At 41.2% G+C, this 17,325-nt stretch carries 11 protein-coding genes and 1 pseudogene; 11 read left to right on the top strand and 1 reads right to left on the bottom strand.

What is annotated here, in order from left to right; translation table 11 throughout:
* Positions 1 to 406 precede the first annotated feature (406 nt).
* Complete coding sequence (locus A8709_RS31130) at positions 407 to 2,383, bottom strand: alpha-amylase family protein (protein ID WP_065858568.1); 1,977 nt, start codon at positions 2,381 to 2,383, stop codon at positions 407 to 409.
* 145 nt (positions 2,384 to 2,528) lie between these two features.
* Between A8709_RS31130 and A8709_RS31125 the strand changes: the two genes are divergently transcribed.
* The 11 genes and pseudogenes from A8709_RS31125 to A8709_RS34820 all read left to right on the top strand — a co-directional run bounded on the left by A8709_RS31125 (position 2,529) and on the right by A8709_RS34820 (position 17,055).
* Positions 2,529 to 3,398 (top strand): AraC family transcriptional regulator, encoded by an 870-nt coding sequence (locus tag A8709_RS31125; RefSeq protein ID WP_065858566.1) that lies wholly within the window; start codon positions 2,529 to 2,531, stop codon positions 3,396 to 3,398.
* A gap of 184 nt (positions 3,399 to 3,582) precedes the next feature.
* Positions 3,583 to 3,729 (top strand): annotated as a pseudogene (locus A8709_RS35335) (tyrosine-type recombinase/integrase); the annotation flags it as partial.
* A gap of 352 nt (positions 3,730 to 4,081) precedes the next feature.
* Entirely contained in the window at positions 4,082 to 6,727 is a 2,646-nt protein-coding gene (locus tag A8709_RS31120; protein WP_065858564.1) for a CBM96 family carbohydrate-binding protein, read from the top strand.
* A 67-nt stretch (positions 6,728 to 6,794) separates the two neighbouring features.
* On the top strand, positions 6,795 to 7,751 hold the full coding sequence (locus tag A8709_RS31115) for a peptidylprolyl isomerase (RefSeq protein WP_141692708.1): 957 nt from the start codon (positions 6,795 to 6,797) through the stop codon (positions 7,749 to 7,751).
* 44 nt (positions 7,752 to 7,795) lie between these two features.
* A complete protein-coding gene (locus tag A8709_RS31110; RefSeq protein ID WP_065858560.1) occupies positions 7,796 to 9,934 on the top strand; it encodes a glycosyl hydrolase family 95 catalytic domain-containing protein in 2,139 nt (712 codons plus the stop codon).
* A gap of 109 nt (positions 9,935 to 10,043) precedes the next feature.
* Positions 10,044 to 10,991, top strand: a complete 948-nt coding sequence (locus A8709_RS31105; protein ID WP_065858557.1) for a carbohydrate ABC transporter permease — start codon at positions 10,044 to 10,046, stop codon at positions 10,989 to 10,991.
* A 19-nt stretch (positions 10,992 to 11,010) separates the two neighbouring features.
* The gene (locus A8709_RS31100) at positions 11,011 to 11,850 is read left to right on the top strand and encodes a carbohydrate ABC transporter permease (RefSeq protein ID WP_065858555.1); all 840 of its coding nucleotides are present in this window, start codon (positions 11,011 to 11,013) and stop codon (positions 11,848 to 11,850) included.
* 107 nt (positions 11,851 to 11,957) lie between these two features.
* Positions 11,958 to 13,331: an ABC transporter substrate-binding protein gene (locus A8709_RS31095; RefSeq protein ID WP_065858553.1), complete on the top strand. Its 1,374-nt coding sequence runs from the start codon at positions 11,958 to 11,960 to the stop codon at positions 13,329 to 13,331.
* Between the two features lie 136 nt (positions 13,332 to 13,467).
* Positions 13,468 to 15,222, top strand: coding sequence for a sensor histidine kinase (locus A8709_RS31090; protein ID WP_065858551.1), 1,755 nt, complete (start codon positions 13,468 to 13,470; stop codon positions 15,220 to 15,222).
* Positions 15,216 to 16,781, top strand: coding sequence for a response regulator transcription factor (locus A8709_RS31085; RefSeq protein ID WP_065858549.1), 1,566 nt, complete (start codon positions 15,216 to 15,218; stop codon positions 16,779 to 16,781). The genes A8709_RS31090 and A8709_RS31085 overlap by 7 nt, the downstream gene beginning before the upstream one ends.
* 94 nt (positions 16,782 to 16,875) lie before the next feature.
* Complete coding sequence (locus A8709_RS34820; RefSeq protein ID WP_167357220.1) at positions 16,876 to 17,055, top strand: hypothetical protein; 180 nt, start codon at positions 16,876 to 16,878, stop codon at positions 17,053 to 17,055.
* The last annotated feature ends 270 nt before the right edge of the window (positions 17,056 to 17,325 follow it).

Here is a 17,325-nt window from a genome sequence, read left to right as displayed (position 1 = left end):
TCGTCGTCGTCATTTGAGCTGGCTTTGAGTTTTGATGCCCAGTATCGCCACATAACGAATCGCATAGACGGCTACAATTCAGTAGATCTCGCTTTCTAAGAACGCAGTTAATATGATGAATAAGATCAGGGATAACCCTGATCAGTTGTTTTATCATCCGACGGTGTTTCTAGGCTTGGGGCTATTAGAAATCTAACGCCATCAATTTATCTATTCGTCTTATTATCGGATAACAGGATTAAACTGTAGTCAACAACATAAATCCTACAACTACAGCCATACTCGTGAAATTACCGAACTGATCGAACAATATGAAGATGGAATAGATTGCCTATGATCTAGCCAGGAAGACTAGAAAAGTGGCAATCTTTTTTTCGTTTTTGAAGTAAAATATCTATTAGGTTTATCATTTCTCGGCTATATCAATCACAATCATCTGATGCAGATCGAGCAAGTTAACCGTGTAGCTCAACTTGTTGTCTTCCTGGACAAAAGGGATCTCGATCAGCTGAGGCGCCAAGTAGATTCTGCTTGCCCTAGAGGGCAGGTGCAGGCTCACCTTGACATCGTGTATAGGAGTGACATCTTCGATGACTTCGATGTTTTGACCTCTTTTGACAGGCGTTGCGTACAGAAGATGGTTGACATAACGGTTATGCTTTTTCTGCTCCATCAGGGTTACTATTCCTTGTGCGGGCAAGTTTGTGGAGAGCGTTTTGGATGAGCCCAGCAATCGGTTAATGGCATAAAGGACTGATTCACGCACCGCCAGACTGCCAAAGGAAGCATAATCTTCGAACACATTCCAGGCGATGTAAATACCGTTAGGGCTTTCTACCATGCCAGGACCAGCCGCTTTTAAGGTGCTTGGCGTATGTTGATGAGAGCAGAATTTGTATAGTTGACGGTTAAAGAAAGGATTTTCACGGTGTCCAAGCTCTATCCCATTGTCCGCCAAAGCAATCTTCTGGCCCTGCGAATAGAAGATAAAGGAAGCCTCACCCAAGTTGTTGAGTGGGAAATTGGGGCGGAAATAATCCGGTTTGAATGGATTTTCCATCAGCCAAGTGATACCAAGATCGATGACAAATGAGTCGCCAGCTTCATTCAGCCCAGATTTCCCTGTCGCAAGCACTTTACCTCCCTGAGCAAAATAAGACTCCAGTTTTGCTTTCAAGGTTGCATTCACAGATACAAGATCAGGCAGAATGATAACTTTATACCTCGAGAAATCTTGCTCCAAATCAATTACATCGAATAAAATGTTGCCCTCGAGCAGCATCCGCACGGCTCCCGCATCGTTCAAACCCGTGTGAATACTATGCTCGTGGATGCCCAAGGCTTCCAAACTGAGCAAAGCAACATCCGCAACACTCGTCGTATCCGTGCACCACATTTCTTTGGCTGCCACTTCGGAATATGCGGCTCCAATCAACTCGTATGTCGCCTTGTCCATCACGCCTTCTGGATGAAGCTGATCGCCAATCGAGCAGCGCGCGCCATTAGCAATGCTAAGAGAGACTTCATAGCGGAGCGCATTCGGATGTTTGTACCCGCCGAACTCTCCCCAGTTGGTATGAAATTTACCTGTCATTCCGAGAAAGTCCATACCTAACGTCTGTGCATAGCGTGCAGAAAGCGGAAAATGGTCATATCCCCAACCGCCTGTTGGAAGTGACTCCAATTCCAGATGTGAGTTCATTTGCGCTAAATCGCGACGACCGCGACTGATATGCCCCCCATTATGGAATATATTCATCTGCGGTTTACGTGCATGAATTGTTTCTTTCACCCTCTCCGTGTAGTTTCTATACGTTCTTTCACTTAATTCGATAATCGCTTGCTCGTCAAACGGATCCTTTCCTTCAGTTCGCAGAGTAAGGATACAGTTGTGGCAATAGCACTTCCGCACACTGACAATATCCAGAAAAATGCCATCTGCGTCGTATCTCTGTACAACCTCGTCAATTTGTGCAAGTAATATATCCAAATAAGGCGAGTTCATGCAGAATTGATGATACCCCGGCTTCATGAAACCTTGAACCCAGTTCGTATTATCGTCCTTATCTCGCATCAGCCACTCGGGATGGCGCAGTGCTAGCTTCTCATCAAGTCCAGCTGATAGGTATACCGGTGTCCGTACGTCAATTTCATGAGCCGCTTTGATCATGTCCTGCAGGAGATCAAACTTCAGCTCTGGATGCATTTCGTTGGCTTCAGAAGGATGGTAAGCCCAACCGTGATGACATTTGGAGAAAATGGTAATGGAATCGACATGCCCTAGTTTCAACATCGATTGGAATTGCTTTTTATCAAAATGAATACCTATGTCTGAAATAGCTTCGGAAGTATGAAAATCTAGATGGACTTGACGAAATCTCATCGTAATCGCTCCTCTTAATATAAGGTTACCTCACTTATAGTAAAGCCAGACCTTGCATTATTATAGAAACTAGACCGACTATAAATAGTACGATTTCGACCTTTTCTAAGGTGTGGTAAGATAGCAATGTGGAGGGATCGGAACGATGGACATATTGGAATTGAGCATGCCTCCGCTACCAGAATTCATTACGGTAGGACGGAGCACTTGGCAAGCAGGGATGCAGCATTTTAATAGAACGTTTCATGTATATGACCTAATTTTCTGTACTAGCGGAGCGTTATATATGACTGAGGAAGATCAGGCTTACGAGATTACTGGGGGGCAAATGCTCGTACTCGAGCCTGGGAAAAAGCACTGGGGACATCAACCAACGGAGATGGATACCCATCTTTACTGGGTTCACTTCAAACACGATAAGCCGGTTCGGACTGTTCAGGAAGATGTGATCGCTTGGTCGAGGCCGCTTCGCAAAGGAACGGATCAGGACACGCAGCCAATTCGCCAACTGATGTACATTCCTAAGTATGCACAGCTTGATATGGACCTGCTTACGCCTATTCTGGACGAGATGGTGAACTTGTATCAGATGCTTCATTTAGAAGATGCCCTGAAACTTCATACACTTCTTGGTCAATTGCTAAGTAGGTTGCAGAAATCAATTCAAAGTCGAAAGAAATCTAGCACCATGCTCATGACTGACGCCATCGCGGAATATTTGCAGCAACATCGATATGAGCCATTTCGTGCTAACATGCTGGAAGAACAGTTCCATTTCAATCAAGATTACCTCATCCGCTGCTTCAAAAAGCACAGAGGCATGACACCTCTTCAGTATGTGCAAAGCTTGCGCGTTGCGGAGGCCAAGCATTTGCTGGCAAATACTACCTTGCCGGTAGATACGATAGCTGAAAAAGTTGGGGTATCCGATTATAACTATTTCATTCGGATGTTTCGTACTTCTACTGGATTGACGCCAGGGAAGTATCGGAAGAAAATGCAGGGATATGTTTGAATTAACAAGCTTCGAACATTTTCATATCCATGTTTCTGAGCATTTTGGCGTGCACGACTGAATTGTCACCAAAACGAACCCTATCCGTCAATTGACGATTCCAACAATAAGTTGGTCTTTGAAGAAGCTTGCTAAACGAGGTGATATTACTGTGAATGTATATCCACATTGATTCCGCCATACTTATGCATGTCAATTATTAGATAACGGAGCACCGTTAGAATTCATTCAAGGTATGCTCGGACATGAGAAAGCATCTACAACTCAGTTTTACGCCCAACTACGCGGTGAGCGAAGAGTCTCACGAAATCCTTGCAATATTAGCGAATAATCCCGGCGGTGTCGATTATTTCATCTTAACTTATTACTACAGATCCTCCAGAGTATATCCATCCAATAAAATAATTTATTAATAGTGTTACTTGATTATCTATTAAGTTATGACCACAAGCTATGCCATTACGGGCATCGGATAAACAACGATATAGAGATGCTTTGAATGATGCATCTCTGGATCTTCCGTTTAATAGAGATATTGAAATTTATTGATTTTAAGGTTGTAATGTAAAGATTCTTAACATATGGGTAAAAAAAACGCATTCTCAGATCTCTACTTCAATCTTATAGTTAAGTGATTAAGTGGAATGAAAGCGCTTAATAAAATAAGGAGGAAGGTGATATATATGAAAAATTTAAGAAAATGGTTTGCAATCAGTTTGGCTTTACTTCTTGCAATTGGACTTATTCCTTTTGCAGTTCCAGAGGTGGCACATGCAGCAGGGAATACGTACTATGTCGATTCTTCAAGGGCTGACGACAGTGGTGATGGGCTAAGCGCTGCTACTGCTTGGAAGTCATTAAACAAGGTTAACAGCACTAATTTTCAGCCTGGGGACCACGTTTTATTTAAAGCTGGTGGTGTGTGGACAGGTCAGCTATGGCCCAAAGGGTCAGGCGTAGCAGGAAGTCCGATTGTGATCGATCAATATGGGATCGGTAGCAAGCCGGTAATTCATGGTGGGGGGGATAATTACATACAGACCATATATAACTCAACCACGACTTATAACACAGGGACAGTGCTGCTGAAGAATCAAGAGTATTGGGAGATCAACAATTTAGAAGTAACCAACGATGAGGATTTTAACGTTGATAACAATACTTCTACAACGCTGCGAGGCGGAATATTCTTTGTTATTGATTCGAACGAATCAGATCGACTGTATAGCCATATTTACATTCAAAATTGCTATGTACATGATATTGACTCGTATAATAATCCAGGCTCAAAGGAAAATGGAGCCATTATCGGTGTTATCAAAGGGACTTCGACTGTATCACAGGCGACATCTGCTCGTTTCGATGATATTCGTGTAGTCAACAATACGATTGAACGAGTAGATCGCGTAGCGATTCGTCTGGCCGCTCATGCCAATTATGTTGGAGATGATGACTTTGGTACGACTGGAACTAAAAAATATGGAAATTGGAATACAAACGTCTACATCGCTAACAATATCATGTCGGATGTCGGCGGAGACGGTATTATTTTGCGCGATACAGATGGAGCCGTGGTCGAATACAACACATTAAACAATTATAGCAAACGGATTACGGCAGCTGCAGCAGGCATCTGGACTGCGGTTTCTATAAACTCAGTTTTTCAATATAACGAGGTCTATGGCGGACCTGCCTCGAATCAGGATGGATGCGCCTATGATCTAGATGAACATTTGGAAAATGATGTATATCAATATAACTATAGCCACGATAACCCAATGGGCTTTATGCTCTTTATGGGGACGAATAAAAATGATGTTGTCCGCTATAATCTGAGTCAGAATGATGGTTTGATTTGGAGGCATTTTGCATTCAACGAATTATCTCCGGCTTATGTGTATAACAATGTGTTTTATTACAATAGTGGAAGTAGTGCTATTAATGGAGATACAGCTGTTAAAACGGGATATAATTTCTATAACAATATTTACTATAATACGAATCCAACGCTGACAACCAATTGGAATTGTGCTGGCTGTTGGAATGCGCTAACTCATAATAACAATATGTTCTATGAAGCGAGCGGAATTCATTCAGCGAACGAACCGACAGACATCGCCAAGGTTACGACAGATCCTCTATTTGTAAATCCAGGCGGGGCAACGCTTGGTTTGACATCAGCGAATGCGTATCAGCTGCGCATGGGTTCACCCGCACTTGGGACCGGAAAGATAGTAGCGAATAATGGAGGCAAAGACTATTTCGGTAATGCGGTTTCCTCAACCGTTGTTCCAAACATCGGTATCTATAACGGTACAGGGCTTAACGTACCTGGGCCAAGTCCTTCCAAGAAAAATCCTATTGCTGACGCTTACGTGAGGGACGGCAGCTATGCTGCAAATAATTATGGCACTACAAGCATCCTATCCGTCAAAAGCGAAACATCCAGTTACAATCGCAAGGCTTATATGAAATTTGATGTGTCTGGCTATGCATCGATTTCTTCTGCCAAATTGCGTATGTATGGTGGCAATGGACAAAATATGCTCAATGCAACAGCCCAAATCTATGGCACGACGACAGATAGTTGGACAGAAACCGGTCTGACTTGGAATAATGCACCAGCCGCTACAACATCGCTGCTGCAATCCATGATTCTAAATAGTACCTACAAATATCAGGAAGTCGATGTCACCTCCTTTATACAGTCACAGATGGCCGATGGGGTTGCTTCCTTTGTGATTCAGCAAGCCAATCTAGAGGCAAAAGTAATCGAAATTTTCAGTAAGGAAAGTAGCTTGAAGCCGGAGCTTACAATTGTCGGGCAACCCATATCTACTACAGTTGTGAAAAGCGCCACAGCTGATGCTTATGTCCGTGACGGGTCCTTTGGGGCAACCAACTATGGCAGCGATACGGCTTTGGTTGCCAAAGATGGAACGTCTAGCTCCTATTCACGCAAATTTTATTTGAAGTTCGACGTATCGGATCAAACAAGCATAAACTCAGCGAAGCTGCGAATATTCGGAGGAAATGTGCAAGATAGCTCGTCTGTAAACGTTCAAGTTTATGGGGTGACAACGGATAGCTGGACAGAAACCGGTGTTACTTGGAATAATGGACCAGCAGCATCGACAGGTGTCTTGGCATCGGCAAACGTTTCGAATTCACTTGCCTATCAAGAGTTCAATATCACAGCCTTCATTCAAAGCCAAATTGCTGACGGAACTGTAACGATACTCGTGCAAGGTGCAAGTGACCAAGATCGAACCATTCAGTTTAACAGCAAAGAAAATACCGCAAATCAACCACAGCTCGTACTAAATTAAAACTTAACTCAGGAAGGGTGTTGCTCATAAGCACCCTTCCATTTTCCATACTTAGGGGGGAGTTCGTGTGAGATTTAGGTTTATGACTGCAGCTATCATCTTAATTATTGTACTAGGAGTTTTAGGAGGTTGGGTATTTGTACGGCAGGATAATTTGAACTCAAATTCAACAATTGCCTTGGTGAACGGCGAACCCATCTCGTATCAAGAGCTCCTGCAAGTCATGAATCACATGCGCAGTCTGACGCAAGCAGACCAACTGGCAAATAAGGCTTTACAAACCCTTGTCAGCAATAAAATAGAACAAATGTGGGCGAAACAAAAAGGACTTGTCGATCGAATCGATTATGCTCATTTTCATCAGCAATGGAAGGAAGAGAATCTTCGACGGAAAGAGGCTGTAGCGAAGAAGCAGCCCATTTATGGGCCGACTCAATATTCTGAAGGGGATTATTACAGATATGTGCAATCCAATGTGGTAATTCAGTTAAAGGATGCTTTGGGTAAGAATGAATTTGCTCAAACAACGAATCAACTAAAAGCACAGTATGAATCTATTAAAGAACAGAAATTCAAGAAGCCTGCGTCTATTCGTATTCAGAAGCTAGTCCTCTCATCTAAGGATAGCTTAGCCCAAAGCAAAATGGAGCAAGCACGTGCAGCCCTGTTGACAGGCGAAGCTTTCGAAGAAGTAGCGAAGCGTTATACTTCACAATCGGGAATCGAGCAGTTTTTTGATGCGAATAGGAGAAAGCAAGATTCGGAGTTGTATGCTACTTTAATTGAAGTATCAGAGAATTTGGCTATCGGCCAGATAAGTCAAGTATTTCAAGATGCAGATAAGTGGATCATCGTCAAATGTGTGGAGAGAACCAAGGACGAATATGAAGAATTGGATAATGTGAAGTCGAACGTACAAGCCATCTACACGGATGAACAATATAGCTTGCAATTGGCGGTCAAAATGAAGAGTGCGAACGTGGAGATCAATCGAGAGGCTTTCGATCAGATCGCGAAAGATTGATGTCAAGAGACTCAGAGTCGTCTAGAAAAGAGGGGTTTACTAAGGTGGAAACAGCAACTGATCGAATTGACTGGAAGTCCTTCCTGGAATGTCAGGATTTACATTGGAATCACAAACCAGGCTCATGGAACGAGGGAGCTTTTATTGGCAATGGCCTGCTTGGGGCGATCATTTATAGCGAGTTAGAGGATGAGATGGTTTGGCATGTCGGACGAACGGATGTTACACAGCAAGTTAATGATGTAGATGCAATAGAAGGCAATTATCGTATCCCCATAGGAAAGCTTGTTTTGAAAACGAAGGGAAGAATAACAGATTGTCAGATGCGCTTGGATTTGTGGAATGCGGAAGTAACCTGCACGATGAAGACTACGCTTGGGAATATTGAGTGGTGTTCGTTTACGCATTCGGAACTACTTGTGACGGTCATTGAATGTCGTAATACTGACGGGGAGCAAGAAGCAACCTGGACTTGGGTTCCGGGCAAAGCCGAAAACCCGAGAGTGACTTTCCATTCAATGCCGGAAGGAGGCTACTACCCATGTCCAAAGAGGGTGACGAATCCCGAGGTACGGTGGGAGCGGGACGGTGATATACAGATCACTGCCCAAGAGCTGGCTGATGGCGGTAAATATGCGACCGCATGGATGGAAACCTCTGTGAATGAGGACGGTTTCAAATCTGTGTTTTTGAGTGTAGGGCGAGATTCACTTCATCAAACGGGCAAACAGGAATGCACAGAAGTCGTAAGTAGTGCGGCTGCTCTAGGCATTGCCCATTTGCGGGAAACGCACCGTGTGTGGTGGCATACCTATTATCCAGCAAGCTTTATCTCCTTGCCTGATACAGAACTCACCAAATTTTACTGGATTCAGATGTACAAGCTTGCTTCGGGAACACGCGCTGATAGACCCATGCTTGATCTAATGGGGCCGTGGATGGACCTAACTCCGTGGCCAGCCATTTGGTGGAATCTAAATGTTCAGCTCACCTACTCGCCGATCTACACCGCGAATCGAATGGAGCTGGGAGAATCGCTTTGTCGAACACTCGACGAACAACTGGAGAACTTGATCCGTAATGTACCGAAAACATATCAACATGATTCAGCAGCAATCGGGAGGGTTAGCAGTTACGACTGCGTTAGTCCCGTGAGTGACGAGCGAGGCAACCTTCTGTGGGCTTGTCATAATTATTGGCTGCAGTATCGATATTCCATGGATGAGGAAATGCTTCGTAATCGTTTATATGCTTTGCTCCGTCGTGCAGTGGGGTACTACTTGCATCTTTTAAAGCTTGGCAAGGATGGCAGATATCATCTGCCCCTTTCAGTGTCTCCGGAATATCATCTTCTGGCTGAGGATACACATTATGATTTATCTCTACTGCGATGGGGGTGTAAGACATTGATCACAGCTTGTCATCGTTTGGGATTAAATGATGAACTTCTACCTCGTTGGAACGAAGTATTAAACAATCTCGCTGATTATCCTGTCGATCAAACCGGATATATGATTGGTAAAGATGTTCCACTGCTTACATCACATCGACATGCCTCTCATCTAATGGCCTTTTATCCTTTGTATGAAGTGAATTGGGAACAAAAAGAATCACGGGAACTCATAGAAAGGTCTTTGAATCACTGGATTCATTTCGAAGGTGCGCTTAGAGGCTATTCCTTTACGATCGCGTCTGCAATGTATGCTTCTATGGGGCGAGGGAATGAAGCACTACAATATTTGAAGCAATTTATACGCGAGCATGTGCAGCCGAACACCATGTACCGTGAGACAGGGCCTTGTATAGAGACCCCGCTTTCGGCAGCGACTTCCATTCACCAAATGCTGCTGCAAAGCTGGGGAAATTGTATCCGTGTATTTCCTGCTCTACCAGAAGAGTGGGGAGATGTTGTCATTCAAAATTTACGAACTGAAGGGGCATTCCTCGTTAGCGCGGTTCGCAAAGGCGGAATTACACAGTGGATTCGCGTGGAAAGTCTTGCTGGCGAACCCTGCCGTGTGCAATGCGACTTACCGCTTTCCCTATGTGTGGAAGGGGATTCTCTAAATAGTGTCAGCTATACAATACTGCAAAGCCAGGATGGAAATACACGAATTGAACTAGATCTGCCTAAAGGAGGAAGCGTATATCTGTTTAGCGAGAATAACCATCCATTACCGTAGCAAAAGTAAAAATAGTACACAAATCAGTAAAAAATGAGATTCATGAGTAAGATTGAAAAAGTCTTATAGTATACCTATACAATATTCTAAGCCAAGTGAGGTGTACAACATGTTGATCAATAACACAGAAAGAATTACAGTAGCCTCATCCAAGGCAAAGCCGAGAGTTTTTTGGACCCAAACCAAAAAAGAGGGGATCGCAGGATGGCTGTTTCTTTCACCTGTATTTATTTGTATTCTGGTGCTCGGTGTATTCCCGGTCTTATTCTCCTTATTTTTAAGCTTCTGCGAATGGAATTTAGTCGGGGGGCTTTCGAGTATAAAATTTGTGGGTTTGGATAATTTTAAGATGTTATTTGAGGATGATAAGTTTTATATGGCCTTAAAAAACAACTTAATGTATACGGCAGTAACTGTGCCTATTGGACTATGCCTTGCTTTAATTTTGTCCGTTCTTATCCACTCAAGGGTTTTTGGGCAAAGTTACTTTAAAATCGCCTTTTTTATACCTTATATTTCATCAATAACAGCCTTAGGGGCCATCTGGAGTGCTTTGTATCATCCATCATTAGGTCCTATCAATCAATTTTTGATTCGCATTGGGATCACAAATCCGCCAAAGTGGCTGGCAGATACGCATTTTTCTCTAGTATCTATTATGATTATCGCCATTTGGGCTGCACTTGGCTATCAAATCATTATTTTCATCGCGGGATTGACGAATATCCCGGAGGAGCTTTATGAAGCTGCAGATATGGATGGGGCCTCGTCTGTTCAGCAATTCTTCCGTATTACATTACCACTTCTAGGACCGACAACGTCCTTCTTGTTTATTACGACGCTGATGTCCTCCTTCAAGGTGTTTGATTTAATCTCTTTCCTTACCGGTGGTGGACCGAACGATTCATCAACCGTACTTGTCTATCGGATTTATGAAGAGGGATTTCAAAACTTCAGGATGGGCTACGCTTCTGCGATTTCATGGGCCTTATTCGTTATTATTGGGATTGTCACTTTGATTTCTTACAGGGTGCAGATGCAACCTACAGAGGAATAGCAGAAAGGAGAGGACTTGTTTGATATTGAAAAAATTAGATGTCTCTAAATGGATAACGACGCTGTTGATGGGATTATTTTCGCTAGTTTTCCTTCTACCATTGATTTGGATGCTTTCGGCTGCTGGTAAGTACGAAAAGGATGTCATGGTTTTCCCGATTCAATGGATTCCAGTCAAATGGAACCTAATTAACAATTTTCATGAGGTTTGGTTAGGCAGCGTCCCCTTCACGTTATTTTATTATAATTCATTGAAGCTTTCTATTACGATTACGCTAGCGACTATCCTATTCTGTTCCATGGCAGCATTTGCTTTTACGAAATTGCAATTTCGCGGTCGCAACCTGGCATTTGCTATCTTACTTTCGTTAATGATCATTCCGGCAGAATCTACTTTAGTGCCTCGCTACCTTTTACTTAAATGGTTACACCTATACAATACACATGCTGGTTTGATGCTAATGGGTATGTTCTCGACCATCTACTTTACGTTCCTACTGAAACAGTTCATGGCCTCCATCCATAGCGAATTTCTGGAAGCGGCTAAAATGGACGGAGCAGGTTATGTTAGAATGTATCTACAAATTATATTACCTTTATCCAAACCGATTCTTGCGACGGTTGCTATTATTAAATTTATTTGGGTATGGAACGATTACCAGAATCCGCTGATTTTCCTTATTACGAAAAAATTGTACCCAATTCCGCTTGGATTGCAATTGTTTAAAAGTGAGTATGCAGACAATTATGCAGTATTGATGATGGCCTCTGTTGCTGCGATTCTGCCTTTATTAATTGTTTTTATTATTTTACAGAAGCAAGTAATCAAAGGAATTTCAATTGGTGGAGTAAAAGGGTAAAGGGTAAAAAAATCACACAAATAACTCAAATTTTATACAGTCTATCTAAAAAAATGCATGTACAATTCAGCTATCAACAAAATATGCTATTTATTGGGGGATGTCACATGAAAAAACGAAATGCATTAATTTTGAGCAGTGCCTTAGTAACAATGTCCGTGTTAAGCGCTTGCGGTTCCACCACTGAGAAGGGTGCGACAGGGTCAGCGACTCCAGCAACTAGTACAGCTCCGGCTGCAACACAAGCTAATGCAAAACCAGTAACCTTAAAATATTACACATGGGATAATGAATCGAATCAAGCAAAAACTCAAAAAATAATTGATGGCTTTCATGCGAAGTACCCGAACGTCACGGTACAAAACGTTGCATTAGTTCCAGGTAATTCTGTTGATAGTATGAAGAAAATGGATGTACTGATGTCATCTGGTGAAGAAGTTGACGTTCTGCAATATAGTAATATCGATGAAACGTTAGCGAGAGCTGCAACGGGGGTCCTTGCTCCGCTAGATGAATTTTATGCGAAAAGCAACGTAAAGCCAGAAGAGGATTATTTCATCAATCCTAAGGTTAATGGGAAATATTACGCAACAATGATGTCTTCAAGCCCGTATTTTGTTCTCATTAACCAAGATGCTTTGAAGGAAGCAAACCTGCCGCTTCCATCCTTCGATTGGACATGGGATGATTTCCGTGACTATGCGAAGAAGCTTTCGAAAGGTGAAGGTAACGATAAAAGATACGGAGCTTACTTCCACTCATGGGGAGAATATACAAACCTAATTGCTTATTCAGAACTCAAGAGCCCATACCTAACAAGTGATTTAAAACCTGCTTTCAATGATCCTTCATTTACTTATTTCTTTAACTTGCGTCGTGCTATGGAGAAGGATGACAAGTCTGTTAAAGCATTGGCCGACGTAGTTGGTGCTAAGTTGAGCTACGTTACTGAATATTTGAACGGAAAGGCAGCTATGCTTGCCACTGCGCCTTTCATGTTAGACAATGTGATGAATAAAGAAAAGTATCCACATACGTTTAAATCAGTAATTGCTCCGCTGCCACGCTCTTCTAAAAGCGGAGAACAAGGAGTTACAAATATTGCCGGATCCTATATGTCTATTGCGTCTAACTCCAAGCACAAACAAGAAGCTTATGACTTCATTCGTTATTTGACGACAGAGCAAGAGGCACGTCTCGATTTCTCAGGTTATAAGAAAGCTGACCCGAAATTAATTGTAGATCGTTTGTATGGTAAAGCAGCGGATCTTATTGATGTGCCGTCGTTAACATCAACGATTTTTGATAAAAGAGTGAAAACAAATTTTGACCCTGCTATTTCCGCTCCATATGGTAACCAATTGAAAGCTGTATTGGAAAAAGGCTTTAGCAAATTCATTCTTGATAACACTTCAGCGGAAGAAGCTCAGAAGTGGATGATGGATGAAGCGGACAAAATCGCCAAACAGAATACGAAATAATATTGTCCTTAGGGACACCGTATAGAGGGCGTTCTTAACGCCCTCTATATTTTCAGTTAAAGCATCAATGGGAGTTATGCTATGATGAGGATATGCAACCTTCTTGCATCTTGAAGGAATATGAAGAGGAGTTAACATGAGAAGAATAAACCTACTATCTAGCTTTACTTTTTATCGACGAATTCAGCTCTCATTTCTCTTCTTAATTTTGCTGCCCACTGTTGTTGCCTCCTTTCTTAATTATTCGATCACTCAGAAGAGTGCGATGGAAAAAAATTTTCTAAGTAATCAAACGTTAATTACTGTCATCGCGAATAATATCTCCAAGATGATCGACGATATGACCTACGCATCTAATTTTTTTATTCAAGATGAGAATATTAGAAAACAACTACTCAGTTTTATGAAAATGGCACGAATTGAAAGTTCTGATGACCTTGAGACCTATATAAAAATTAAAGGATTTTTCAATCAGGTTGATGTAAAAACAATGAATCCAGATATTCTGATGTTCTGGACCAATGAAGAGGGATTTATCGTTCAATCGTATATTGATAATCCTAATTTTGAACCAGAAGTAATTAAACAGCAATACGAAGATGTTAAATCACGCGTAGATATGTCCAAACCCAATATTTTGCAATGGCTTGGAACAGCACAAACGCTAATAAACGCCAAAACAAGTAGTAATTCTTATCTATTAGCTAGGGTTCTTAAATCTTCTAGCGATGATCAACAAATAGGAACATTGTTTATCTCCATTCCAGACCGTTATTTTACGAAATCCTTTTCTCAGTTAGGCTCCTCTAAACTGGCTGTTTTTGATGCGAAAGGACTTTTTATTGCAGGAAATCCTGATGTTTCTTATTCGACCTCCGCTAACAATCGTGGAAATATACGAAATGAAAGCACTATTCAATATTCTGGATGGAAGCTCATAAGTGAAACGCCAAAAGCATTAGTCACGAGTGAAATAAAGAAGTCCTTTTTTCTAACACTTCTAATCGTTATTCCGTTTTTTCTTGTTTTCTTATTAATCTCTATCATTGTCGCTAAACGACTTCATCGCCCCATCCGTCGATTACAATCCGGAGTTAAGCAATTCGGAAATGGCAACCGAAGTATTCGCTTTGAAGAAAGCGGGAAGGATGAGATTACAGAATTAGGAAGAACTTTGAATATTATGCTAAATCAAATAAATCAGCTAATTCAGAACATTGAGCAAGAGCAAGAACAGAAGCGGGAATTGGAATTTCAGGCACTTTATTCCCAAATCAGACCGCATTTTCTACTGAATACACTGAATTCAATCAAATGTAACTTAGCCATTGATAATGAGATGATTCATAGCCAAAAAATAGACTCTTTGATGAGCTTGTTAAGGGCCTATATGAAGTTCAATGAACCTACGAACCTTCGAAATGAATGTAAATTGTTAATTAGCTACGTGGACATTATGCAAATGCGTAGTGATATGGAAGTAGAAATAGATATACAACTCTCTCCGCTTCTTGCTGAAATGTCATTTCCTAAATTACTACTTCAACCCATCGTTGAGAATGCCTTTGTCCATGGCTTTAATGAGGATATAGTGCAGCCAAGAATAAGTTTACAAGCAGAGATGGAAGAGGGCTGGATAGAAATTCGGATCGCCGATAATGGCATAGGCATGAGCGAAGATAAGATAAAGAAGCTCAATTCCGACTTGCAAATCTCTGAGGGGGAAGAATGGCAATCGTATAAGCGAGTAGGGTTATGGAATGTTCTCCAACGATTGAAAATGACGTTCGGCAGTAACTCTTCAATAGAATGTGTAGGAAATGAAGTTGGAGGGTTAACAATTGTGCTTGGTTTTCATCAGAAAGTAGATGAGGGTGGATCAACATGTTGAAAGTAATGCTGGTAGACGATGATGTGCCGATGATCAAGTATTTGACCAAGTTAATATCGTGGCAAACGTTGGGGTTAAGTATCGTTGCAACGGCTCACTCAGGGAAGAGAGCGTTACAAAACTTCCGCGAAACAGACCCAGATGTGGTCATAACGGATATCGGGATGCCGCAAATGGACGGATTGGAGCTAGTATCAGAGCTGAAAGCGCTTAAACCTGAGCTTCAAGTTATTTTTTTGACCTGTCATGAAGAATTTCATTTTGCGAGAAAGGCCCTACAATTAGATGTAGTTGATTATTTGATCAAGGATGAATTAACTACTGATCAGTTGGAGGCAAGTCTTCGTAAGGCTATCCACGGGTCTACCGATGCCAAACTTCATGTGGAGGAAATTGCTTATAAACAAGATTTAATTAAAAATAAAGATTTGCTTAAGCAGCAGTTTTTTCAACAACTTCTAAAAACATCATCTGCAGAGGAGATGATGAGCTATGGGAAGCGGCTAGGTATAGATTGGATCCATTCACATTTTGTCATGGCTATTGGCTCTTTTCACGAAGCTTCAGTACATAATCATTATAAATCTGAAGATGTAAATCTGCTTCTTTATGCCGCCGGAAACATATCTGATGAATTATCTTTGCAATCTCGGCAACAAGTCACGTTATTTACCGACCAAGGCGGGCAAATAATTTGTATATATAATTTTCAGCCAAACCTTAGTTTAAATACGATGACCCTTTTTCAGGACTATCTAATGAAATTAAGGGAGATGATTAGACAATATTTGAAAATGGACATGTTCCTTCATTTTGGTGCTCCGTTTAAAGGAGTGGAGGGGATAAAAGAAAATTATAAGATCATGAAGCAATGGCAAAAATCTTCTTTTTATGAAGATGACTCTTTTGGACCGATTAAACAGCTAGAAGCTTCATTATGGAACGTAAATGATTCCTTGGAAGAACAATGGAATGCAATTATTGAAGCCTTTCGAGATTCCAGTACAAGTGAGATCACCCAATCATTAGACGATTTAGAAGTCTTCGTTCGTAAAAAACGAATAGAACCTATGCAGTTTCTTGCAACATGCTCTCACTGGATTCGCCTAATAGAATTAGAAACCAAGCAGCATAGTCAGGAAACTTTTCATAGTTGTTTACTCAGATGTAAGCGACTGGGAGAGAGTTTAGATCTACTGAATAGAAAATTGGATGAGCTGCTTAAGGCAAATATAAGTACAGCGATCGATAAAAAGCCCAAGCTGCAACAGATCGACCGTTACATTACGGATCACTTGTCTGAAAATATCTCGATGGTGGATATTGCCGAATATTTATTCCTGAATCCAAGCTATTTCTCTCGATATTTCAAACAAGAAACAGGTGTTAATTTTGTCGATTACTATCATCAACTGAAAATGAAGATTGCTTGTACGATGTTAAAAGAGAAACAGCAGAATATTGAAATGATTGCTTTAAAGCTGGGCTATATGGAACGTACGTATTTCTCAAGAATATTTAAGAAGTATGTCGGAGTGAGTCCGAAAAATTATAGATAGGAACCGAGAGAGTGAATTGTAACCCAGAGGGTGGACACTTTGAAAAAAGTGCCCACCCTCTGGGTTATTTTCGTTAATATCAAAACATATGATTGTGACTAATCAGGAAAATAATATTGCAAAAATGGAATTAGAGGTAAATAAACAAGTAATTGTACAAGAGTTTAGTGTAAATCAAAAGCTTGTTACTTGGATTGATTTACCTAAAGATGATACCCTTGAATTAAAATATAAATATTATGATGAGGACGGTAATCTTCTAAGTGATAATTAACTACAAAGGCTACCTTCTATTGAACTAACGAAAGAACGTTTGTTGAATAATAACATTAATAGGCAGGTGCCGAGGCCTGCTTATTTTATTGAAGTGAGAGGAAAATAAGGATGAAAATAGTATATATATTTTTAAAGTATTAGTCGCTCTTATACCAAGCTTAATTCTAATTTTCTTTTTACTTATTTATTTTCCAAACACAGAATTAGGTAGAATCATCGCACTAATGATTTGGGGGATAATCTTGTCGCTAATGGGTATAGATTCTTG

Origin of the sequence: Paenibacillus pectinilyticus (genome assembly GCF_001700435.1) — a bacterium.
Classification (GTDB): domain Bacteria; phylum Bacillota; class Bacilli; order Paenibacillales; family NBRC-103111; genus Paenibacillus_E; species Paenibacillus_E pectinilyticus.
This window is presented reverse-complemented; position numbering and strand designations above follow the sequence as displayed.